The sequence below is a fragment of the Pseudomonas sp. AIG genome, from assembly GCF_977020205.1.
The window spans coordinates 79,964-102,881 of the sequence record NZ_CDROCK010000010.1 but is presented as its reverse complement, the minus strand read 5'-3'; the positions used below and the strand labels follow the sequence as shown (position 1 = coordinate 102,881).

General features: G+C 61.3%; 17 protein-coding genes. All 17 read right to left on the bottom strand.

The annotated features are described in order from the left end of the window. Positions 1 to 26: 26 nt before the first annotated feature. On the bottom strand, positions 27 to 1,184 hold the full coding sequence (gene pseC, locus ACWR1S_RS08990; RefSeq protein WP_454563236.1) for a UDP-4-amino-4,6-dideoxy-N-acetyl-beta-L-altrosamine transaminase: 1,158 nt from the start codon (positions 1,182 to 1,184) through the stop codon (positions 27 to 29). Continuing rightward, positions 1,181 to 2,182: a UDP-N-acetylglucosamine 4,6-dehydratase (inverting) gene (pseB, locus tag ACWR1S_RS08985; RefSeq protein ID WP_454563235.1), complete on the bottom strand. Its 1,002-nt coding sequence runs from the start codon at positions 2,180 to 2,182 to the stop codon at positions 1,181 to 1,183. The genes pseC and pseB overlap by 4 nt, the downstream gene beginning before the upstream one ends. Before the next feature lie 30 nt (positions 2,183 to 2,212). Next, positions 2,213 to 5,137, bottom strand: a complete 2,925-nt coding sequence (locus ACWR1S_RS08980) for a glycosyltransferase family 2 protein (RefSeq protein WP_454563234.1) — start codon at positions 5,135 to 5,137, stop codon at positions 2,213 to 2,215. Between the two features lie 49 nt (positions 5,138 to 5,186). Further along, complete coding sequence (locus ACWR1S_RS08975; RefSeq protein ID WP_454563233.1) at positions 5,187 to 5,915, bottom strand: cephalosporin hydroxylase family protein; 729 nt, start codon at positions 5,913 to 5,915, stop codon at positions 5,187 to 5,189. A gap of 29 nt (positions 5,916 to 5,944) precedes the next feature. Then, a complete protein-coding gene (locus ACWR1S_RS08970; protein ID WP_454563232.1) occupies positions 5,945 to 6,610 on the bottom strand; it encodes an acetyltransferase in 666 nt (221 codons plus the stop codon). Then, on the bottom strand, positions 6,607 to 7,728 hold the full coding sequence (locus ACWR1S_RS08965; protein ID WP_454563231.1) for a DegT/DnrJ/EryC1/StrS family aminotransferase: 1,122 nt from the start codon (positions 7,726 to 7,728) through the stop codon (positions 6,607 to 6,609). Before ACWR1S_RS08965 ends, ACWR1S_RS08970 begins: the two co-directional genes overlap by 4 nt. After that, positions 7,725 to 8,951 carry a methyltransferase domain-containing protein gene (locus tag ACWR1S_RS08960; RefSeq protein ID WP_454563230.1) on the bottom strand — a complete coding sequence of 409 codons (1,227 nt, stop codon included), beginning with the start codon at positions 8,949 to 8,951 and terminating at the stop codon, positions 7,725 to 7,727. The genes ACWR1S_RS08965 and ACWR1S_RS08960 overlap by 4 nt, the downstream gene beginning before the upstream one ends. Beyond that, positions 8,948 to 9,508, bottom strand: coding sequence for a dTDP-4-dehydrorhamnose 3,5-epimerase family protein (locus ACWR1S_RS08955; RefSeq protein ID WP_454563229.1), 561 nt, complete (start codon positions 9,506 to 9,508; stop codon positions 8,948 to 8,950). The genes ACWR1S_RS08960 and ACWR1S_RS08955 overlap by 4 nt, the downstream gene beginning before the upstream one ends. Then, a complete protein-coding gene (gene rfbG, locus ACWR1S_RS08950; RefSeq protein WP_454563228.1) occupies positions 9,505 to 10,587 on the bottom strand; it encodes a CDP-glucose 4,6-dehydratase in 1,083 nt (360 codons plus the stop codon). The genes ACWR1S_RS08955 and rfbG overlap by 4 nt, the downstream gene beginning before the upstream one ends. Next, on the bottom strand, positions 10,569 to 11,342 hold the full coding sequence (rfbF, locus tag ACWR1S_RS08945; RefSeq protein ID WP_016984278.1) for a glucose-1-phosphate cytidylyltransferase: 774 nt from the start codon (positions 11,340 to 11,342) through the stop codon (positions 10,569 to 10,571). The genes rfbG and rfbF overlap by 19 nt, the downstream gene beginning before the upstream one ends. A 254-nt stretch (positions 11,343 to 11,596) precedes the next feature. Continuing rightward, complete coding sequence (locus ACWR1S_RS08940) at positions 11,597 to 15,190, bottom strand: glycosyltransferase (RefSeq protein ID WP_454563227.1); 3,594 nt, start codon at positions 15,188 to 15,190, stop codon at positions 11,597 to 11,599. Between the two features lie 109 nt (positions 15,191 to 15,299). Next, positions 15,300 to 16,868, bottom strand: a complete 1,569-nt coding sequence (locus tag ACWR1S_RS08935; RefSeq protein ID WP_454563226.1) for a flagellar hook-associated protein 3 — start codon at positions 16,866 to 16,868, stop codon at positions 15,300 to 15,302. 13 nt (positions 16,869 to 16,881) lie between these two features. Further along, positions 16,882 to 18,927 (bottom strand): flagellar hook-associated protein FlgK, encoded by a 2,046-nt coding sequence (gene flgK / locus ACWR1S_RS08930; RefSeq protein WP_454563225.1) that lies wholly within the window; start codon positions 18,925 to 18,927, stop codon positions 16,882 to 16,884. A gap of 24 nt (positions 18,928 to 18,951) precedes the next feature. After that, positions 18,952 to 20,244, bottom strand: coding sequence for a flagellar assembly peptidoglycan hydrolase FlgJ (flgJ, locus tag ACWR1S_RS08925; RefSeq protein ID WP_454563224.1), 1,293 nt, complete (start codon positions 20,242 to 20,244; stop codon positions 18,952 to 18,954). Between the two features lie 11 nt (positions 20,245 to 20,255). Next, on the bottom strand, positions 20,256 to 21,344 hold the full coding sequence (locus ACWR1S_RS08920; protein WP_177413072.1) for a flagellar basal body P-ring protein FlgI: 1,089 nt from the start codon (positions 21,342 to 21,344) through the stop codon (positions 20,256 to 20,258). Between the two features lie 27 nt (positions 21,345 to 21,371). Then, positions 21,372 to 22,067, bottom strand: a complete 696-nt coding sequence (flgH, locus tag ACWR1S_RS08915; protein ID WP_454563223.1) for a flagellar basal body L-ring protein FlgH — start codon at positions 22,065 to 22,067, stop codon at positions 21,372 to 21,374. A gap of 52 nt (positions 22,068 to 22,119) precedes the next feature. Further along, entirely contained in the window at positions 22,120 to 22,905 is a 786-nt protein-coding gene (gene flgG, locus ACWR1S_RS08910) for a flagellar basal-body rod protein FlgG (RefSeq protein WP_242204348.1), read from the bottom strand. Positions 22,906 to 22,918 lie beyond the last annotated feature (13 nt).

The window sequence follows — 22,918 nt, the reverse complement described above, 5'->3', positions numbered from 1 at the left end:
ATACTCATCCGTCGCCGCAGTGGCAATTATTCGGTCAGCCGACGCAATTGCTCGACCACGTAATCCTGTTGCTCATCGCTCAGCAGCGGGAACAGCGGCAGGCTGATCGCCTCGGCGTAATAACGCTCGGCTTCGGGGAAATCGCCCTCGGCGAAACCCAGGTCACGGTAGTACGGCTGCAAGTGCACAGGGATGTAATGCAGATTCACGCCAATACCGGCCGTACGCAAGCCTTCAAACACTTGACGGTGGCTGAGGCTGATGCGATCGGTCTGCAAACGAATCACATACAGATGCCAAGCCGACTCGGCCTCAGGCTGAAGGCTGGGCAACGTCACCGGCAAATACGCCAGCAGACGATCGTAACGCGCCGCCAGTTCGCGCCGCCGGGCGATGAAGTCGTCGAGTTTGCCCAGTTGCGACAAACCCAGCGCAGCCTGCAGATCGGTGATCCGATAATTGAAACCCAGCTCGATCTGCTCGTAGTACCACGGGCCGTGACTCGGCTCGCTCATCTGTTGCGGATCACGGGTCATGCCGTGGCTGCGCAGGCGTTGCAGGCGCTCGGCCAGTTGCGGGCGATTGGTCAACACCATGCCGCCCTCGGCGCTGGTGATGATCTTCACCGGGTGGAAACTGAACACCGTCATCGCCGCGAATTGACCGCAGCCGACCGGGCGCCCGGCATAGCTTGCGCCGACGGCGTGAGAAGCATCCTCGATCACGGTGAAGTTGTAGCGCTCGGCCAGTTCGGCAATCTTGCGCATGTCGCAGCTCTGCCCGGAGAACGCCACCGCCACCAGCACTTTCGGCAAAGTGCCGTCCTGCTCGGCCTGCTCGAGTTTCGCGGCAAGAGCGAAAGCATCGAGGTTCCAGGTCAGCGGGTCGATGTCGACGAAATCGACCTCAGCCCCGCAGTAACGACCGCAATTGGCCGAGGCGAGAAAGGTGTTCGGCGTCGTCCACAAACGATCACCCGGCCCAAGTCCCGCTGCCAGACAGGCAATGTGCAGCGCCGCCGTGGCGTTGCACACGGCGACGGCGAAGTCGGCCTGGCAACGCTCGGCCAGTGCCTGCTCGAAGCGCTCGATGGTCGGCCCTTGGGTCAGCCAGTCCGATTGCAGCACCTCGACGACCGCATCGATATCTGCCTGATCGAGGCTCTGCCGACCGTAGGGAATCATGCCGAGAGCTTCGCGTGCAGGTCAGCGATCTGCCCGACCGTGAGGAAGTGCGGATTGGTGTCGGAGCGGTACTCGAAATCTTCGCTCACGGCACGCCCCTGCTCGCCAAGATTGTCGACGGCAAAATCGACATCGACGCTGGTAAAGCGAATCGACGGCTGAATGGTGTAGTGATCCGCAAACTCCAGGGTCATGCGCGCATCGTCCAGCGGCACCATCAACTCATGCAGCTTCTCGCCGGGACGAATGCCGACGTTCTTGTGCGGCAGATGTTCGGCCATGCCCCGCGCCAGATCGACGATGCGGATCGACGGAATCTTCGGCACGAACACTTCACCACCGTGCATCCGCGCAAAGCTGTCGAGCACGAACTGCACGCCGTGGTCGAGGGTGATCCAGAACCGCGTCATGCGCTCGTCAGTGATTGGCAACTCCTGAGCACCGTCGGCGATCAGCTGGCTGAAAAACGGCACTACGGAACCGCGCGAGCCGGCCACATTGCCGTAGCGCACCACGGCAAAACGGGTTTGCTGCTCGCCGGCAATGTTGTTGGCGGCGACGAACAACTTGTCCGAGAGCAACTTGGTCGCACCGTACAGGTTGATCGGGCTGGCCGCTTTATCGGTGGACAACGCCACGACTTTTTTCACGCCGTTATCGATGGCGGCGGCGATGATGTTTTCCGCGCCATTGACGTTGGTGCGAATGCACTCGGTCGGGTTGTATTCCGCCGCCGGCACTTGCTTCAACGCAGCGGCATGGACCACGTAGTCAATGCCACGCATGGCCTGACGCAGACGGTCTGCGTCACGCACATCACCAATGAAGTAACGCATGCACGGCGCATTGAACGTCTGCTGCATCTCGTACTGTTTCAGCTCATCGCGGGAAAACACCACCACGCGCTTGGGCTGGTATTGCTCCAGCAGGCGGGCGATGAATTTGCGCCCGAACGAGCCGGTGCCGCCGGAGATGAAAATCGATTTACCGTTGAACATGTCTGAATTCCTGTGTCCTGTTCGCCAGGCTTAGCCGAGCAATTGCGCCCAATTGATCGGGGCACTTTCACCCAGGGTAAAACCTTTGCCGGTCAGCGCCAGGTTGGCGTTGTACGCCGGATCCCGGGCAAAGGCCGCGCTCCACTTCTCACGCAATGCCGCCAAGGCTTCAGGGGCTTGCGGCAACTCGCCGGTGTGCAACACCTGCACCAGCGGCGTCCACACGGTGAGGTAGCCGGCCTGCCCGGCCTTGAGACACAGATCGACATCGCTGAATCCGGCGGCGAAGGTCACGTCGTCCAGGCCACCCAGCGCGTTGAACAAGTCCTTGCGCACCATCAGGCACACTTTCGACACCGCCGAATAGTTCTGCTCGACCGCCAGGCGCTGCATGTAACCCTCGTTAGCGTGTTTCTCGCCGATGAAGGCCGAAGCCACCCCGTCGTTCAACCCGAGAATCAAACCTGCCTGGGCGATCTTGCCGTCGCGGTCCACCAGTTTGGCACCGACGATGCCGACTTCTGGACGCTGGGCGTGATTAAGCAACGACTCGATCCAGTTCGGGTTGACCACTTCACTGTCGGTGGCCAGCAGCACCAGATATTCGCCCTGCGCCTCTTGGCTGGCCGCGTTGTACAGCGCCACTTGATCAAGCGGACGATCAGCATGCAGCACGCGCACTTTGGCGTTGCGCAGCGCTCCCAACCAGTCATTGATCTCGGCCGACTGATTCGGGTTGACCGCAACCAGCAATTCATAGCGGGTGTAACGGGTTCTGAGCAGCACGCCATCCAGGCAACGTTGCAAGGCATCAAGATCGTCACCAGCGGGCACGATCACCGACACCAGCGGGCGCTCGACGTGGCGATAGTCGATCTGCCAGGTGCCAGGCTGCGCCGAGGTGACCTGAGCCTTGTAACCACGATTGCCCAAGTGCCGCAGCAGCGCCTGACGTTCGTGAGCATTTTCGGCCAACTCCGGCGCCCGGGTGATCAGCAGTGGTTCATCGAGATGGGCCAGACCGTCGAGGCCGCCCTGCTCGATGATGCGCAACAGCACATCCAGCTCCAGCGCCTTGCTGAAGTCGGCCTGATAACCGCCGAGCCCGGTCAGCACTTCGCGACGAATCAACCAGTGCCGGGCCATCAATGACGGAACGCTCTGCAGCAGATCCAGGTTGAAGCCCGGGCGGAACAGATCCACCAGCGCACCATTTTCCTCGCGCTGAATCTCATCCGTGGCGACCGCACGCACACCGGGCGCAGCCATCAGTTCCAGGCTGGCACGCAACAGGCCGGCGGGCGTGAACGCTTCACCCGCCTCAGCCAGCAGCAGCCAGTCGCTGGTCGATTGATTGACGCTCTGGTTGAGCTTGTCGACGAAGTTGCTTTGGGTCACTCGCACAAAGTGCAGCGTATTTTGTGCAGTGGTTGCAGCCGGCGGTTCACCCGTGGTGAAGACCACGACCTTGAAGGCTTTGCTGTGACCTTCAAGCAAGCTGTCCAGAGAGATCTGCAACTTGTCGATGTCGTTGTCCAGATCGAGCAGGAAAATGCCGAACTGCGGACCACCCCCATTGTCGGCCAGGTGCCGGGCAATCGCCGCCGCCTGCTCGGTATCCGGCGTACGCGCAGCGAGCCACTCGAGCAGGCGACCGGTGAGCATCTTGGCGAATGTCGGCTGATGCCCTTCGAGCAACACGGCGTCCAGACGCGCGACCCAGTCGCGCAGCACTGGCGCGTCGTCTTCTTCGTCCAGCGGTTGCAATTGCGCGATCAGTCGCTTGATCACCGCGCGATTGAACACGTTGGCGTCATGCGCCTGCCACAAGCGGTCGAGCACACTTTCCGGGGTGTCATTGTTGCGGGCCAGCATCAGGCTTTGCTGGCGAGCCCAGATCCCCTCCAGCTCCTTGAGCTGAACGCGTCCGGCCGGCATCGCGTGCAACAGAAACTCGAATTGCGTCAGCTGATCGAAAAACACCTGGTTGTAGAACGGCATTTCCACGTATTGCTTGGGACCGAACCGACGCTGCGGGCCGGCCTCGATATCGACCCAGGTCGACTCGAAGATCAACTCGGCGGTGAGTGCCCGATAGTTCTGCAGGCTGTCGGCCAGCGTGGCAAAACTCTTCAGCGCAAACTGTTTGCCCTGCTGCGGATCCTGATGCTGCAGCTGGGTCGGCAACGACGCGAGGAACTCGGCAAACGCTTCGCGCCCGGCCACGCTCTTGCCATCCATATAGGCCAGCGTGTGATAGATCTCGGTGTTGTGATCGGACTGCTCGTAGTTGATTTCGCGCACGACATACGGGATCGGCAGAATCCGCACCTTGCCCCGGGCCAGCATGTAATAGGTGTGACCGACTTCCTGCCACTGGAAGATCGTGTCTTGCGGCATGGCGGCGTACCAGTCGCGCAAGATCGCCGTACGCTGCACGGCATAGAACGGCGGCAGGTACTGGTGCATGTAATCGAGCAAACGCTCCTCGGCCTGATCGGCCGAGTAGTCTTCGCAGACTTTCTTGTCACGTCGGTAGTAATTGACGCTGTTGGCCAATGCCAGATACATCAGGCTGTAGCCATGGCACAGACTGTAATCGGGGTTGGCATCCATGAATGCCACGGCTTCGTGCAGGGCATCATGCACAAGGAAGTCGTCGTCGGCGGCAAACACCATGTAAGGCGTTTGCAGTTGCTCGACACCGTAAGCCAGCTTGGCGCGAATGCCCCAGTAGCCGAACTGCGGCAAGTGCTGATAATCCACGTGGGTAAATTCGGCTGGGATGCCCGTCAGCGCCACCGCCGACGAATCCAGCACCAGAATCCTGCACGGCAGGCTGCTGTAGAAGCGAATGGCTCTACGCAGAAACGCCGGGCGTTCGTGAGAGATCAGCACAACCGTCAACTGTTCGTTGAGTGCCAGATCGGTTACAGAAGTGTTCTTGCCTTGCATATATTCCCCACGAGCGGCGCGCCGCCGAAAACTCATCGTTGTTTGTCGATTAACGCACGCGGCGCAGATAACCATCCGGCGCAACTGTGATCAGCAATTTGCTGTGAATCGACTGATCGATCTCGAAATCGCGGTTTTCTTCCAGGTAGGCCCACACCGCGGTTTTCGGGTTGTCACCCTTGCCCCACGGACGATCCGGGAACGCATCGGCCGGCATGTCTTCGACCACGGTGTCCATGACCACGCAATAGCTGCCCACCGAAACCAAAGGTGCATACAGGCGCAGTTCTTCGAGGACGTGCTCGTGGGTGTGGTTGGAGTCCAGCACCACCAGCACTTTTTTGCCCTGCACGCGTTCGCGCACCTGATCGACGATGGCGTTATCGATGCTCGAACCCTGGATCATGCTGATGCGTTTGAACATCGGGTGCGCTTCGATGGCTTCGCGGTTGTGCTCGCGAATATCGATGTCGATGCCCAGCACTTCGCCATGTCCGATCAGCTCCAGGATCGAGGCGTAGAACACCAGCGAACCGCCGTGGGCGATGCCCGTCTCGACGATCACGTCCGGACGCAGGTTCCAGATGATTTCCTGCATCGCGACCATGTCCTGCGGGAACTGAATGATCGGCCGGCCCATCCAGCTGAAGTTGTAGGTGTACTTGTGTCTGGCCGTGGTGCCGACCCAGTCCAGGGACTCGGTCTGCAAGGCCTTGTCGTTCTGCAGGCCTTCGATGTTGGCTTTTACTTCTTCGCGAAACTGTTCATGCGGATTCATTGCAACTCTCCAAAAATTCGGGAAACGGCTTACCTGAATACCCTGGCGTCCGGGTAAGGCACTGCGTTGGTCTTGATGATCCTGGCGGGATTACCCACCACGACGGAAAAATCCGGCACATCTTTGGTGACTACCGCACCGGCACCGATGGTCACCCAACGACCGATGCGCAAGCGCGGCAGGATCGTGGCGTTGGTGCCGATAAAGGTCCCGTCACCGATTTCCACGCAACCGGCGATACACACGCCCGGCGCCATGAACACCGAGTGGCCGATCTGCCCTTCATGGCCCACGACACTGCCGGCGCTGATGCTGGTGTTGTCGCCCAGTGTCACTTCAGCCTGCATCAGCACGCCTTCCTGCAGATAACTGCCCTGCCCCATGCGGATCATGCTCAGGTCGATCCCCGGATGAACAAACTGACCGAGGCGTGCACCGGCATCCACCAGCTGACAGGTGGTTTCGTAGCGTAACCGGGTACTGCCGGTGATCAGATTGACGAAGCGCACGTCCTCGCCATTGAGTTCGCCGACCCGTTCACAGCCACCGAGCACCGGCACCCCGTAAAACAGCGTGCCGTGCTTGCGCGGATCGTTGTCCAGAAAAGCGAATTCGACGTTCGGCGTGCTGCGCTTGACGGCGTGCAGCATGCGCACCGCTTCCGGGTTGGCGGCCCCCAGCAGATACAGCTTCACGCTGTATGCCTGCGTGCCAGCAGATCCAGCACCACTTGCACCACACGCTGCTGGTCGGCGTCGGTCATGTCGTGATAGCTCGGCAGGTTGAAGGCGCGCTCGGGCAAGGCAAACGCCAACGGCGTATCGACCATGTATTCGCTGAACATCGGCAGCGACGACAGCGGCCAGAAAAACACCCGGGCGTCGATGTCGGCGGCCTGGAACGCGGCGATCATTTGCTCGCGGTGGATGCCGGTGTCGGCATCGAACACCACGGTCGGCATCCAGTAGCCATTGCGGCCATGGGCCGGCTCGGGATTGAGCGACACACCCGGAACGCCTTCGAGTGCCCGCGCGTAGTGGGCAAAAATCGCCCGTTTGCGTTCGATCAACTCATCGATTCGCTCGACCTGGGCACAGCCGACGGCGGCCTGCAAGTTGCTCATCTTGTATTTGAAGCCGACGAACTCCGGCCAGAACTGCTTGGTGCAACCTGCCACACGACCATGGTTGGACAGGGTCAGAACCCGCTCATACAAAGCCTTGTCCGAGGTGACGAACATGCCACCCTCACCGGTGGTCATGGTCTTGGTGCCATGAAACGAAAAGGCGCCGAAAGCCCCCAGCGAGCCGGCCGCCTGGCCGCGCCATTGCGAGCCGATGGCTTCCGCCGCGTCTTCGATCACCGGGATGCCGAACTCGCTGCCGATGGCGAGCAGCGCGTCCATGTCACACAGATTGCCGTACAAATGCACCGCGAGAATCGCCTTGGTGCGCGGGGTGATCGCTGCTCTGACACGTTGCGGATCCAGGCACCAGCTGTCAGCCAGCACATCGACGAACACCGGTGTGGCGCCCAGGTAAGTGATCGGCGCCGCCGAGGCAATCCAGTTGGTGTTGGCCAAAATCACTTCGTCGCCAGCGCCGACACCCAAAGCCGCCATGCCCATGTGCAGCGCGCCGGTGCAACTGGAGGTGGCGATGGCGTAGGTGGCGCCCAGATGCTCGGCAAAGCCGTGCTCGAAACGTGTCAGGTATTCGTAGCAACGTGCGCCCCAACCGTTCTGCACGGCGTCCAGGGCGTATTGCGCTTCGAGTTCGCCAACGCTGGGTTTGGTGTAATGAATTCTGCTCATTGGATGCTCAACTCCGGAACGGCGACGACAAAGCGTGCGCCCCATGCCTTGGCCGCAGACAGTTGCTGCGTCACTTCGCTCAACAGGTTCCACGGCAACACCAGAATGTAGTCCGGCTGCTCCTGGGCAATTCGCTCAGGCGCAACAATCGGGATGCGGCTGCCCGGCAGGAACTTGCCCTGCTTGTGCGGGTTGGCATCGGCCACCCAGGCGAGCAGGTCCGCTTTGACCCCGGCGTAGTTGAGCAAGGTGTTGCCCTTGGCCGCCGCGCCATAACCGACCACGCGCTTGCCGTCGGCCTTGGCCTGCAACAGGAAGCGCAGCAAGTCATGCTTGATGCGCTCGGCGGCAGGCGCGAGGCTGGTGTAGTACTCGGCGGTTTGCACCCCGGCCTCCAGTTCGGCCTGCAGCTGTTGTTGCACCGCGGGTTGAACCGCGCGGCGTTCGCCGTCCTTGCGCTGTACGAACACCCGTAACGATCCGCCGTGGGTGGTCAGTTGGCTGACGTCGAACACTTCCAGACCATTGCGCTCGCACAGGGTCTGCACGGCCGTCAACGACAGGTAGGAATAGTGCTCGTGATAGAGCGTGTCGAACTGCGCGCCGGCCATCAGCGTCAGCAGCTGCGGGAATTCGAACGTGGCCACGCCGGTCGGCTTGAGCAGCGTCGCGAAACCACCGAGGAAATCGTTGATGTCCGGCACATGCGCGAGCACGTTGTTGGCCGCCATCAGATCAGCGCCCCAGCCCTCGCTTTGCAACTGCGCGGCGGTATCACGACCGAAGAACAGCTCACGAATCTGCAGGCCTTTTTCCCGCGCAGCCTGTGCAGTGCTGCGGGTCGGCTCGACGCCCAGGCACGGGATGCCACGCGCGGCCACGTACTGCAGCAGATAACCGTCGTTGGCGGCGATTTCGACCACACGGCTGTCAGCGCTCAGACCGAAGCGCTCGACCATCTCGACGACATAGCGCTCGGCATGGGCCAGCCAGGTGCTGGAGAACGAACTGAAGTAGGCATACTCGGCATCGAACAAACTGTCGGCGCTGGTGTAATCCTCGGTCTGCACCAGCCAGCATTGCTGGCACACCGCGACCTTCAGCGGCACCCATTGCTCGGCCTGCTCGAGGCGATCGGCATGCACGTAGGCGTTGGACGGTGGCGAGGTGCCGAGGTCGATCAGCGGCAGGCTCAGCGGTGCGGCGCACCCACGGCAGTTCATAGACGCACTCCAGCAAAGTGTTGATCGAGCGCGGGATGGCTGGAATCACGTGCTGACAAATTATTGACAGGCAACGGCCAGGCAATCGCCAGCCGTGGATCATTCACCGACAGACCGCCCTCATGCTCCGGCGCGTAATCGGCGCTGTGCAGGTAAAGCAATTCGGCGTCTTCGGTGAGGGTCTGGAAACCGTGGGCGAAACCGGCAGGGATCAACAGGCTGCGACCGTCACCGGCCTTCAGGTGCTCGGCGTGCCAGTGCAGAAACGTTTCGGAGTCGGGGCGCAAATCCACCGCGACGTCCCACACTTCACCGCGCAGGCAGGTGATCAGTTTCGCTTCCGGCGCACTGGCATTCTGATAATGCAGACCGCGCACACTGCCCTTCTCGCGGGTGCAGGAATGGTTGATCTGACGGATGTGGAATTCACTGCCGAACGCACTCAGGCTGCCCTCGCAAAACAGCCGGGCGAAGTGCCCGCGCTGATCTTCGAAGCGTTTGTGCTGAACGCTGAACAGGCCGGCCAGCGGCAACGCCTTCAGGGAAAACTCGCTCACAGCGCGCCTCGGTACAGGTTCAATTGGCCGAGAGTGACGGTGCGCATGTCATCGCCGTTCTGCCACGCCAGATGCCAGTCGAGGGTCTGGGCCAGGCACTGGTGCAAGGTCCAGCGCGGTTGCCAGCCGAGTACCTGGCGCGCGCGGCTGCTGTCCAGACGCAACAGACCCGCCTCGTGCAGCTCACTCGGTTCGATGCGCAAGCCGCGCGCTTGCGGCCAGCGGCTGGCGAGCAATTCGACCACTTCACCAACGCTGCACATGTCCGCCTCACCCGGGCCGAAGTTCCACGCACCGGCGTATTCCGCGCCTTGTTCGTAGAGGCCAGCGGCGAGTTGCAGATAACCGGCCAGCGGCTCCAGCGCGTGCTGCCATGGGCGCACGGCGTGCGGATAACGCAGGGTCACCGGTTCGTCGGCGGTCCAGGCTTTGAGCACGTCGGGAATCAGTCGCTCAGGGGCAAAATCACCGCCGCCCAACACGTTACCGGCACGCGCGGTGGCCAGGGCCAGACCGTGTTCGGCGTACTTGTCCGCCGGGAAGAATGACGCGGCATAAGACTGTGCGAGCAACTCACAGCAAGCCTTGCTGCTGCTGTAAGGATCGTGGCCCCCGAGGGCTTCGTCTTCGCGGTACGGCCACAGCCATTCCTTGTTGGCGTAGACCTTGTCGGTGGTCACCAGCACGCAGGCACGTACGCAACCGACCTGACGAATCGCTTCAAGCAGGTTCAACGTGCCCATGACGTTGCTGGAGTAAGTGCCGAGCGGATCGCGATAGCCTTCGCGCACCAATGGCTGAGCGGCCAGGTGCAAAACAATTTCCGGCTCGGTGTCGGCGATGATTTCCAGCAGCGCGCCGAGATCACGCAGATCACCGCGCTGATCGTTGATGCCTTCGTGCACGCGCGCCAGTTCGAACAGGCTCGGCTCGGTCGACGGATCGAGGGAAAAGCCGCTGACTTGCGCGCCGAGGCTTTGCAGCCAGAGGGTCAGCCAACTGCCTTTGAAACCGGTGTGTCCGGTGACGAGGACGCGTTTGCCGCGCCAGAAATCCGCACTCAGTCCCATTGCTTCCATGGGGCCTCCCCGCTCTGCCACAGGGCTTCGAGATGGTTCTTGTCGCGCAGGGTGTCCATCGGCTGCCAGAAGCCATCGTGCTGAAACGCCATCAACTCACCGCGTGCGGCCAGGCCGTCCAGCGGACCGGACTCCCACGACGTCGAATCACCTTCGATCAGCGGCAGGACCTTGGGCGACAGCACGAAAAAGCCGCCGTTGATCCAGCCACCGTCGCCGCGTGGCTTCTCGGTGAACCCCAGTACCCGGTCACCTTCGCGATCCAGCGCGCCGTAGCGGCCCGGCGGTTGTACGGCGGTGACGGTGGCCAGTTTGCCGTGAGTCAGGTGGAAATCGACCAACGCGCTGATGTTCAAATCGGAAACGCCGTCGCCGTAGGTGAAGCAGAAGGCTTCTTCATTTTCCAGATAGCGCGCGGCTCGCCCGAGGCGGCCACCGGTCATGGTTTCTTCACCGGTATCGATCAGCGTCACACGCCATGGCTCGCTGTAATTCTGGTGAACGTCCATGCGGTTTTCACGCATGTCGAAGGTCACATCGGAGGTGTGCAGGAAGTAGTTGGCGAAGAAGTCCTTGATCGCGTACCCCTTGTAGCCCAGGCAAATCACGAAGTCGTGAATCCCGTGGGCGGAGTACTGCTTCATGATGTGCCAGAGAATTGGCTTGCCGCCAATTTCGATCATTGGTTTGGGCTTGAGGTGCGACTCTTCACTGATGCGCGTGCCCAGACCACCCGCCAAAATAACTGCCTTCATCCTCTCCCCTCTCGTTCGTCACCGGGCTGCGCGTCGCTTTCTGAGCGTTGCGGCCTTCTGGCTAAACCTTTCTGCCGTTTCGGGCGCAGGGGCAATGACCGCGAGCGCTCGTTTTATGGCGATTTGAGGGGGACTTGCAGGAAACGCGCCAGCTCGGTGCGCGAGGCGTCGCAGGACGTACAGCCATGAAAAAAGGGATGACTCCGTCACCGGACTCATCCCTCTCATCGAGCTGTTTCAACCATTGGAACCGGTCAGTCCGCCAGCCAGCCATTTTCCCAGTAGCGCAGGTTATCGCCACGCAACACGTAATCGCGCAGCACCACCTCACGCAACTCGTCGCCCATGCGGTAGCTGGCATCCGGATCGGCCAGGTGCATGCGAATCGCCTGCAGCCACTCATCAGTGGTGTTGGTCTTGACCCGCGTGCACGGCAGGTAGCCGCGATAGGCTTCGGTGTCAGTGCAGATCACCGGGTAGCCGCAAGCGCCGTACTCCAGCAGCCGCAGGTTGCTCTTGCAGTCGTTGAAGATGTGGAACTCCAGCGGTGCGAGGGCCAGATCAAGGTTGAGGCTGGCCAGTTTCGCCGGATACACGTCGAGCGGGATCACCCCGTGGAACTCATGCATGTACGGACGCAAGTCATCCGGGCACATGCCGAAAAACACCCAGTCGACTTCATTGGCCAGTTCGCGAACCACCTCGGCGATCACTGCCAGGTCGCCGTGGTGGCTGGTGCCGCCGCCCCAACCGACCCGTGGCTTCTTCGACGTACGCCGCTGGCTGCGCAGGTGGCTCCAGAGGTTTTTCGCGAGCATGTTCGGCACCACACGAATGTCGTGGTGCATGTCCGACAGCGCATTGGCCAGGGGTTGAGTCGACACGACCACCCGATCACAGAGGCCGATCGCTCGACGCACCATGCGCTCCATGTCCTGCTTGCTCGGCATGTTGCGGATGTGGGCATTGCGATGAGGCACGTCGATGACATAGTCATCCAGTTCGAAAATACGCCGGGCGCTGAAGTACTTCTTCAGGGGTGGAATTTCATCGATGGCGTGCTCCGAGTAGCGCCCCTGCAACACGATCACGTCGGGTGCCTGACGCTCGATTTCGACGATCGACGGCAAGCCGTAGCAGATGCGCCCCTCGACCCGGTTGGCCGCCTCCAACTCGATCATCGGCTGGCTCATGCGGTAATGGCCGATGGCAGAAGCGTTGATCGGTACCGCGAGCACGTTGGGCAGATTCGACCTGGAAAACGCACTCCAGCCGGTCAGCAGACCCGGTTCGAGGCTAAAGTTGCTGGCCCCGATACCCTGTAGCGCCAGGTTGACGTTGTAGGCCGGATCGCGCGCAATCTGCGGCAACCAGCGCTGGTAAAACGCGTCCTGCTCGCGCTCGTGCTGTTGTTGCTCTTCGCTCGTTGCCACGGCGACCGGGCGCGTGCCCACCGCCAGCCGGGCATGCGGATTCCACACCACCAGATAACCTTCGCGACCGACCCGCAGGCACAGATCGACGACGTTGTACGCGACCTTCAAGTCCTGTTCGTCGAGCCCCGCGACCTCCTCGAAGACCGACTTGCGGACCATCAGGCAGTCACCGCCGACGGCGCTCAGATCCTGCACCGCCTGGAGCCGGAACATATAGCCTTCCGACTGCATCGGCTGACCAAAGAACGGCAGCCCGGCCGGCCCCTGCAAGCCGAGAATCAGGCCGGCATGCAACACCCCGCCGTCCGGATCGAACAACTTGGCGCCGACCACCCCGACTTCCGGGCGCTGCGCATGATTGAGCATTTCATCGAGCCAATCGGCTTGAGTGATCACCGCAAAGGCATTGAGCAGCAAGACATACTCGCCGCGTGCCTGACTCACGGCAAAGTTGTGAATGGCGGCGAGGTTGTTTTTTTGCGGGTAGCGCAACACACGAATCCGCTCACCGCCCAATTGTCCCATGCCGTCGAGCCACGCCCGTGCTTCGGCGCTTTCGCTGCCGCTATCGACCAGGAGAATTTCGTACTCGGTGTAAGCGGTCTTTTCCAGCAGCGTTTCGACACAACGCTGCAAAGCCGCCGTCTGATCCTGAGCGACGATGATCACCGACACCAACGGGCGTCGGGCATGGCGATAGTCGACCCGATTGAGCAGCTCGGAGCCCTCACGTCGGGTCTCGTAGGCAATCCCCAAACGCTGCAGATGCGCATCGAGCACCCGTGGATTCTGTTCCAGGACACCCGGGTCGGTGAGCCATTGGGACAGATCGAATTTCGCTTCGAGCAACACTTCGGCGATATGCCCGACCACCTGAGTGCCGTCGCTCTCGACCATGCGCCAGAGCAGATCGTGCGGCGCCAGTTGGGCAAAGTCAGACGTCAGGCCGCCCAGCGCCAGAACCCGCTCGCGCTTGAACGCCAGCGCCCGCCCGACGTAGGGATAGCTGCGCATGAGGTCGAGATTGAAATCCGGCTTGAACGCAGGCTCTGCCGACTCACCACTGCGCAGACTGCCTTCGTCGCTGTACAGGCAGGTGAAAGACCGCGAATGCGCGATGCGGTCCGCCATGATCAGCAAGGCCGTGGCCACCGGACGATCACCGGGTTGCAGCAGGTAGAACCAGTCGGCGCCTTCCAGCTGCGGCAGCAGGGTGTTGAGCTGCTCCAGCCCGTCGTCTTGCAGTGGCAGGCGAAAGACGCGGCCATCCAGCTCCGCTTCGGCACAGGACGCGGACAGGACCAGCACCAGTTCCGCCGGGTAATCCTGATCGGCGAGGGCCTCCAGCGTGCGTTCCACGCCATCGCGACTGCCTTTGCCGTCGATGATGATCGGTACGATGCGCGGCTGATGTGACCAACCGGCGATGGTTTCCGGGAGCAACTTGCGCTGGCCTTCGGTCAGCACCCGGCACGCCAGCCATTGCGCGTAGAGTTCGCCGAAACTCAGGCTGTCGACGCCGACGCCACACTCTTGACGGCTCTGCCGGGAACCGAGGGTACGACTCAGCGGCAGCTCTTCCCAAACCCTTGGCGACTCGTCAGCCTTTACCAACGGGATATAGCGTACCCAGCCTGGCGCAGGCGCCGACTCACCGTTGCGGACCTTGAGCATTTGCGAAAGCCACTCGCGCTCAACGTCCAGCGCATCCTTCATCGGTTGCTGCGCGCTCAGCCGCTCCGGATAAAGACGCTCGGCGCTCAGCACGTTGTTGGACACCGCCAGGTTGCCGCGTCGCAGCAGGCAGATATACAAGGCGAAATCCAGGCTCGCGACGAAGCAGCCGCCCTCCTCGGTCAATGCCGGCAGCAGCTCGGCGACGTCCGCGCGGCGGAACAGCGCGTTGCTGAATCCGCCGAGAACGTTGACCGGGAATTTTTCAAAGATCGCCAGTAAATCGTCGCCCTTGAACAAGCCACTGACCGGCGACAGCGAGGTGTTTTCCAGACGCGCAGGCAGGATGATGTCGTTCGCATCCCAGAGCAGTCGCTGCGCCAGCACCAGACTGACCTCTGCACGGCGCATCTCGTGCGCTTGCTGCTCGATACAAGCGGAATACAGCAAATCATCGTCACACAGAAACTTGATGAACTCGCCCTGCGCCTGCTCCAGGCAGGCTTTCAGGTTGCCGACCAGGCCCAACGTGCGCGGGTTGCGGACATAACGAACGGCGACGCCGGTCTCCTCGCCGACATTCGAGACGATGGTTTCGATCTCGATGCCACGACTGTCATCGCAAACGATGATCTCCAGATGGCCATAGCCTTGACCGACAGCGCTGCGTAACGCTCGCTCGAAAAAGCGTGGATTGAAGGCGGGAATGACAAGGCTAACGAGAGGGAGTGAATTCACGGCGGGCTCACAGGCGGTACGAGCCCGCTCGGTAAAGCGAGCCCTGGAAACCGCTAAAAAACATTACTTGAAGGATGGAGCAAACGGGCGCTCACGCGCCCGTTAACCGTCAGATCTTGTTGAACAGACCCAACTGGCTGATCTTGCTGAACGCCAGTTGCGCGGCTTGCAACATGGTCTGCTGCAGGGTCAGGCGGGTCATGACTTCGGCGGGATCCGAATCACGGATCGAGCCCTGGGGCGTGGTGTTCGCCGTACTCAGGCTCAGGTTAGTCGCGGTTTGCATTTCCAGCGCTTGGCCACGGGCACCAATGGTGGTGACAGAAGCGCCAATCTGGTTGGTAGCGGCGTCGATGTTGCCGAGACCCGACTCCATGACACCCTGAAACTTCTGCTTGGCAACATCATCACCGTCGATCGGCGTATTCAATGCCGTAATCATCTGGCCCAGCGTGTCGAGCACGTTCTGGGTCTGGTGATTGTTCGGCTGGATCGAGAACTGATCGCCAGCGGCCGGCGTGTTGCCCAGCGCGAAAGTCACGCCCGCAGCGGTCGCGTTGCCGCCAGCCACGGTGCCGGACGACACGGGTTTGCTGTCCGCAGTGACTGGCGCCGCATACAGATCGAACGCCGTGGCGCTGGTGAACTTGAGCACAGCGCCGCCTTGCGGGAAGGCGTTTGTATAGGCCGACTGGTCGGTGATGGTCGAACCGGTAATCACCGCAGTAGACGGGTTACCCGGGCTGCGCGCGGTGGTGAACGAGTCAGGCTGGGTCGACAGCTGGAAGCTGTGCCCGGCAATGACCGCGTCCGGGTTGGTGTCCCCCGCTTTCAGGTTGATGTTCAGCTTCAGGTCGACGCCACGGAAACTGACCGACTGGTTGGTGCCGGTGGTGTTGACGATCGCGCCGTTCTGGCTGGCTTCGGCCGTCACGTCGTTACCCAGCGCATCGGTGATTTGCAGTTGGGTGCTGCTGACGAAGCTGACGGTGTACGGCTGACCACCGGAGAACTTGGAGTTGTAGGTGGCAACATTGCCAACGGTACCGCTGGACAGCACGACACGGCCGTCATCCACTGCAGGAGCCGTCATGTTGGTGCTGGTGCGGCCGGTGTTGATGGTCTGCTGAAAGGCATCCCAACCGGTGGTGTTGGTGCCGACCGTCATACCGTCGCCGATGCCCAGGTTGATCGTGGTCTGGTCACCGTTGTAGGTGTAAGTGCCGTCGGCATTCTGCGAGTACGGCGCGGTATCGGTCTTCGAACCGGAGAACATGTAGTTGCCGTTGGCATCCTTGGAGTTCATCAGGCCCAGCACTTGTTGCTGGATCTGACTCAGTTCCGAAGCGTAAGCCTGGCGATCCTTGTCGGTGCGCGTGCCGGTGTTGGCGGCCAGGGCGAGTTCCTTGGCACGCGCCAGTGCGGTGGTGATGGAATCCAGCGTGGACTCCTGCACATTCAACGAATTTGTGGTGCTGTCGACGTTGGTCTTGTACTGATCCAGCATCGCGGCCTGCTGGCCCAGTTGCAGCAAACGACCGGCGCCGATCGGATCATCGGACGCATTGGTGATGCGCTGCAGGCTGCTCGCCTCGCTGGCGGTGGCAACAGCCTTGTTGAAGTTACGCTGATAGTCCGACGCTTGCGTGCCGTAATACTGGGCGGTGGAAATGCGCATGAATTACGACTCCTTAAAGGCTGTTGATCAGCGTGGCGAAAGTTTCCTGCGCAGCTTTGATGATCTGCGAAGACGCTGTGTAGTACTGCTGGTATTTGACCAGGTTGCCGGTTTCTTCATCCAGGTTCACGCCGGACAGCGAATCGCGGGCACCTTTGGCGTTATCCAGAATCGCCGAGGTCGCGGCGCTGTCGGACTTGCCTTGAGCAGTCTTGGTACCGACGTTGGTCACCAGCTTGTTGTAGGCGTCAGTCAGGCTGATGCCTTTACTGGCCGAACCGGTGTCGACGGTCTGCGCGGTTTGCAGGGCGACCAGCGATTGCGCGTTGCGGTTGTCCGAAGACGCCGCACCGGTCAGGTTCATGGTGAAGGTTTCGCCAGGCTTCGGCGTGCCGCCAACAGTGGTCTGCACGGAGAAGGTTTTCTGTACGTTCGGCGTAACGCTGGTGTCCAGCACCGGGTTGCCGCTGGCATCGACGATGCCGACTTTAAGCTCCAGCGCGTTCGATTGACCGGGAACGATAGTGCCGCTGCTGATGAGGCCGCCCTTGGCATCCACAAAAGTGTAAGACTGGCTGCCCCCGGTCACCGCACCGAACACCAGTTTCACCGGCGTCGAATTCTTCAGCGCCGCCTGCATGTCAGCCTGGGCAGTCGGGTTGTAGATATCGATCTTGCTGGTCAGCGTCGGCTGGGTGAAGGTGCCCAGACCGCTGGCGCTGGCGACACCGGTCAACGGACCGGCCGCGGCGATTTTCTTCGGATCGGTGAGCACCGTCTGAATGCTCGCCGCCGCATTGCGGGTCGGAGTGATTTTGAAGCTGTCACCGGCGCTCAACGCACCACCCTTGAGAGCGAGGGTAAAACCGTCGATCACTGGCGGCGGATTGGTCGTGGTGCTGAAGGCGCCCATATCGGTGCCGTCGGAACGCTTGACGGTGTAGTCAGTGGCGCTGGTGAACGTCACTTGATAATCGCTGGTGGTCAGCTTGCCGGTGTCCTTGATGGTGACATCGAGGTTACCCGAACCGGTGCTGTTGCCCGACTGCGCGATGCTGCGCGAACTGACCAGCGCGGCACTGTTGATGTTGTTGAAAATCGCCGCGCCGAAGTCACCGTTCTTGTCGATGCCCTGGGCTTGCTGGCTGTTGACCTGATCCGCGATCACCAGCGCCACTCGGCCCAGCTCGTTGAGCGACGGGTCGAGGACTTCTTTGCGGTAAGTCAGCAGGCCGCCGATTTCGCCACCGCTCATCGCCGAGGTGATGTCGATGGTGCTCGAACCGCGATCCATCTGGATGGCCATGCGCGACGGATCGTCTTTGCTCGCGACCATGCTCAGCGTGTTGGTGGTGTTGCCGATCACCAGCGGCTGACCGCTGCCGATGTAGACGTCAAAACTGGTACCACGCTCGACGACCTGTGCGCCGGTCAACTCGGACAACTGGCGTACGGCTTCGTTGCGGCTGTCGAGCAGATCGTTCGGCGCACCACCGCTGGTGGAGATCTCGCCGATCTTCTGGTTCAGGTTGGCAATCGAGGTGGCCAGCTTGTTCACCTGGGACGTCATGTCGCCCAGGCTGCCATTGATGGTGGTGTTCTGGTCGTTGAGCTGTTTGGCGATGGTGTTGAAACGACTGGTCAGCGCCTGTGCGCCGGTCAGCACCGATTGACGGGAGGTGTCATCGGTCGCCGAGGTCGAAACGCCCTGCATCGTGGTGAAGAATTTCTGCAGCACGCCGGTCAGGCCGGTGTTGGTGTCCGACAGCATGGAGTCCAGCGGTGTGGCCTGCGCCAGGTAAGCAGCCGACTCGCTGTCGAGCGAAGTGGCTGTGTGCAGTTGGCTTTCCAGGTACGAGTTGTACACCCGGCGCACGTCGGCCAGGGTGGTGCCCGTACCGATGAACACGGTGCCGAACTGCTGCGAGGATTTGGTGCCCTGCACGGTTTGCTGACGTGAATAACCGGCGGTGTCGACGTTGGCAATGTTGTTGCCTGTCGTAGCCAAAGAGGACTGGCTGGCCGACAGTCCCGACATCCCGATATTGAGCAAACTCATGGTTCAGACCTTATACCTTGTGCCTTAAAAAGGCGTGGTGGATACACCCGCCGCAGCGTAGTTTTGGAAACTGTTCATCTGCTTGGCTATCTGCGAAATCTTTGTCGCGTAGTTCGGGTCGGTGGCGTAACCGGCCTTTTGCAACTCGCGTACAAACTGTTCTGGGTTATCGGCAGACTTCACGACATCTTGATAGCGATTATTGCTCTGCAGCAAAGTCACCAGATCGTGGAAGCTGTCCTTGTACGAGGCGTAGGAGCGGAACTCGGCCGTCTCCTTGACCATCGCGCCATTACGGAACTCGCTGGTGATTGCGCGAGCCGAATCGCCCTTCCAGTTGCTGCTCGCCTTGATGCCGAACAGGTTGTGGCTGCTGCTGCCATCCTGGGCACGCATGACCGATTTGCCCCAACCGGTTTCCAGCGCCGCCTGGGCCACCAGATAACGCGGATCGACGCCGATGCGGTCGGCCGCTTCCTTGGCCATCGGCAGCATGGTGTTGACGAATTCGTCGGCGGAACTGAAGGCTTTCTTCGCCGGTGCCAGCGGAATCTGCGCCATGGCGCGACCGTAAATCTGCATCTGCCCGCCAGCGGCCTTTTCGTTCTCGGCGCGTGCCAGCCAGTCGCCGTTGTACAGCGGACCGGCGCCGGTTGTGGCAGTGGTTGTCGCGCGCTGCGGCAATGGCGTGGCCGCTGCCGGCGTGGCCGACGGCACCAGCCCGGCGAGCAGACGATCAGCCAGCTTCGGTGGCAGAGCCAGACGACGCTGATTGATCAGCTCCATGTCGTTGCGATGGGCCAACTGCGTATTCGGTGCATTCACCGAACGCGACGCCCACAACGGACGCTCACCATTGAGCCGCGACAACGGGCCGTGGGTGGCCACGGTGCCGGCGGCAATCGGCGTGGCCACTGCAGCGGCTTTTGCCTTGGCTTCTTCCTGCTTGGCGGCGGACGCGGCCGCAGCCTCACCCGGCGCCATCGGTTTGTTCTTCGACATCTGCCGCATCAGCACGTCGGCCAGACCGATACCACCGCCCTCGCGGGACATGGAAACGGCCAGTTGCTGGTCGTACATTTCCTGATACTGCTTGGCCGCCGGCGTGTTGAGCGGGTTGTCCTGGCCCAGCGCTTCGGTGGCTGAACGCATCGACTTGAGCATTTCGCCAAGGAACAGCGATTCGAATTCCTGCGCCACCTTGCGCATGTTCGCATCGCTGTTCTTGTCGCCGACCTTGAGTTGGTTCAGGCGATTGAGGTCCGAGTAAGAACCCGAATCGCTGCTGTTGACCAGACCGCTTTTGCGCATATCCATAAGGGTCGGCCTCAGATCACGATCAGGTCGGCTTGCAACGCACCGGCCTGCTTCAGTGCTTCGAGGATGGCCATCAAGTCACCCGGCGCCGCGCCGACCTGGTTTACCGCACGGACGATTTCGTCGAGGGTGGTGCCAGGGCCGAACTTGAACATCGGCTTGGCTTCCTGCTCGGCATTGACCCGCGAGCGTGGCACGACAGCGGTCTGGCCGTTGGACAACGGACCCGGCTGGCTGACGATCGGGTCTTCGGTGATCGTCACGGTCAGGCTGCCGTGGGTCACGGCGGCCGGGGAAACCTTGACGTTCTGGCCGATGACGATGGTGCCGGTCCGCGAGTTGATGATGACTTTCGCCACCGCCTGACCCGGATCGACTTCGAGGTTTTCCAGAATCGACAAGTAGTCGACGCGCTGGCTCGGATCGAGTGGCGCGGTGACTCGGATCGAACCGCCGTCGATGGCTTGCGCAACGCCAGGGCCAAGCATGTCGTTGATCTTGTCGACGATACGTTTTGCCGTGGTGAAGTCGGAACGGTTGAGGTTCAGCGTCAGGCTGTTGCCCTGGTTGAAACCGCTCGGCACCGAACGCTCCACCGAGGCACCGCCCGGAATGCGGCCGGCCGACGGAACGTTGACGGTGATCTTCGAACCGTCACGGCCTTCAGCATCGAAACCGCCAACGACCAGGTTGCCCTGAGCGATGGCGTAGACGTTGCCGTCGATACCCTTGAGCGGGGTCAGCAACAGTGTGCCGCCGCGCAGGCTCTTGGAGTTACCGATCGAGGACACGGTGATATCGACCTGCTGACCCGGTTTGGCGAACGCCGGCAAGTCGGCACTGATCGACACCGCCGCGACGTTCTTCAATTGCACGTTGCCCGATCCCGGCGGCACCTTGATGCCGAACTGCGAGAGCATGTTGTTGAAGGTCTGCAGGGTGAACGGGGTTTGCGTCGTCTGGTCGCCGGTACCGTTAAGCCCGACCACCAGGCCGTAACCGATCAACTGGTTGGAGCGCACGCCAGAAATGCTGGCGATATCTTTCAGCCGCTCGGCGTGGGCAGCAAAGGCTGCGGACATCAGCGCCGCAGCCAGCATGAGGCTCTTGAAATTCAACGTAGCCACCTAGAAAGGGAACAGCGGGCTGAGGAAGAAACGGTCGAACCAGCCTGGCTGACTCGCATCGGCAAACGAGCCGGTGCCCGAGTAGGTGATGCGCGCATCGGCGACACGGGTCGACGACACGGTGTTGTCCGTGGCGATGTCATCGGCACGCACTAAACCTGCAATCCGCACCAGCTCATCGCCGGTATTGAGGGTCATCCACTTCTCGCCGCGTACGGCAATGATGCCGTTGGGCAAGACGTCAGCCACGGTCACCGTGATCGAGCCGGTCAGGGTGTTGCCCTGCGCCGCTTTGCTGTCGCCCTTGGTCGCGCGGTCGCCGCTGTAGCCAACGTCCAGACTCAGATCGTTACCGCCCAACGGGTTGTTGGTGGTCGCGCTGCCGCCGAACAGCGACGTCAGGCCGATGCCGGTCTTGCTGTTCTTGGCCACTTGCGAGTTGGCGTTTTTGCTCGCCTGAGTCTTCTCGTTCAGGGTGATGGTGATGATGTCACCGACCCGGAAAGCCTTGCGGTCGCTGTACAGGTTCTGCTCGAAGCCGGCCTGATAGATCGAGCCGTTATTGGCCGCAGACGGCAGCGGCGTGCGCGGCAACACCGGGGCGTAGTAAGGGTCATTGGGCTTGGGCGTCGGGGCGACGCAGCCCGCGAGCGAGACGACCCCACTCAATGCCAGAACAGATACGAAGCGATTCATGACCCTACCTCACGGTGTTGCAGGCGGCCTCATGGCCGCCTCATAGACTTGATTACAGATTCTGCGTTACGAACGAGAGCATCTGGTCGGCGGTGGAGATCACCTTGGAGTTCATCTCGTAAGCGCGCTGAGTGGTGATCATATTGACCATCTCTTCAACGGTGCTGACGTTGGAGGTTTCCAGGGTGTTCTGCAGCATGGTGCCAAACCCGTTCAGGCCCGGAGTACCGACTTGCGGCGCACCGGAAGCGGCGGTTTCCAGGAACAGGTTGTTGCCCACGGCTTGCAGACCGGCCGGGTTGATGAAGTCGGCGGTTTGCAGGTTGCCGATCACTTGCGCCGCCGGGTTACCGGCGATGGTCACCGACACGGTGCCGTCACGGCCGACGGTGAAGGTCTGCGCATCGTTCGGGATAACCACGGCAGGCTCCAGAGCGAAACCGCTGGCGTTGACGATCTGGCCATTGGAATCGAGGTGGAACGTACCGTCACGGGTGTAGGACGTGGTGCCGTCCGGCTGCAGAATCTGGAAAAACCCGCGACCGTCGATGGCCATGTCCAGCGGCTGCTCGGTGGTTTGCAGGCTGCCGGCGGTGAAGTTTTTCTGGGTGCCGACAATGCGCACACCGGTACCCACTTGCAGACCCGACGGCAGTTCGCTGTCCTGAGTCGACTGGGCGCCTGGCTGACGCTTGATCTGATAGAGCAAGTCCTGGAACTCGGCGCGGTCACGTTTGAAACCCGTGGTCGACACGTTCGCCAGGTTGTTGGAAATGGTGGTCAGGTTGGTGTCCTGGGCGGACAGACCGGTTTTGGCAACCCATAGAGCCGGAAGCATTCGATTCTCCTCG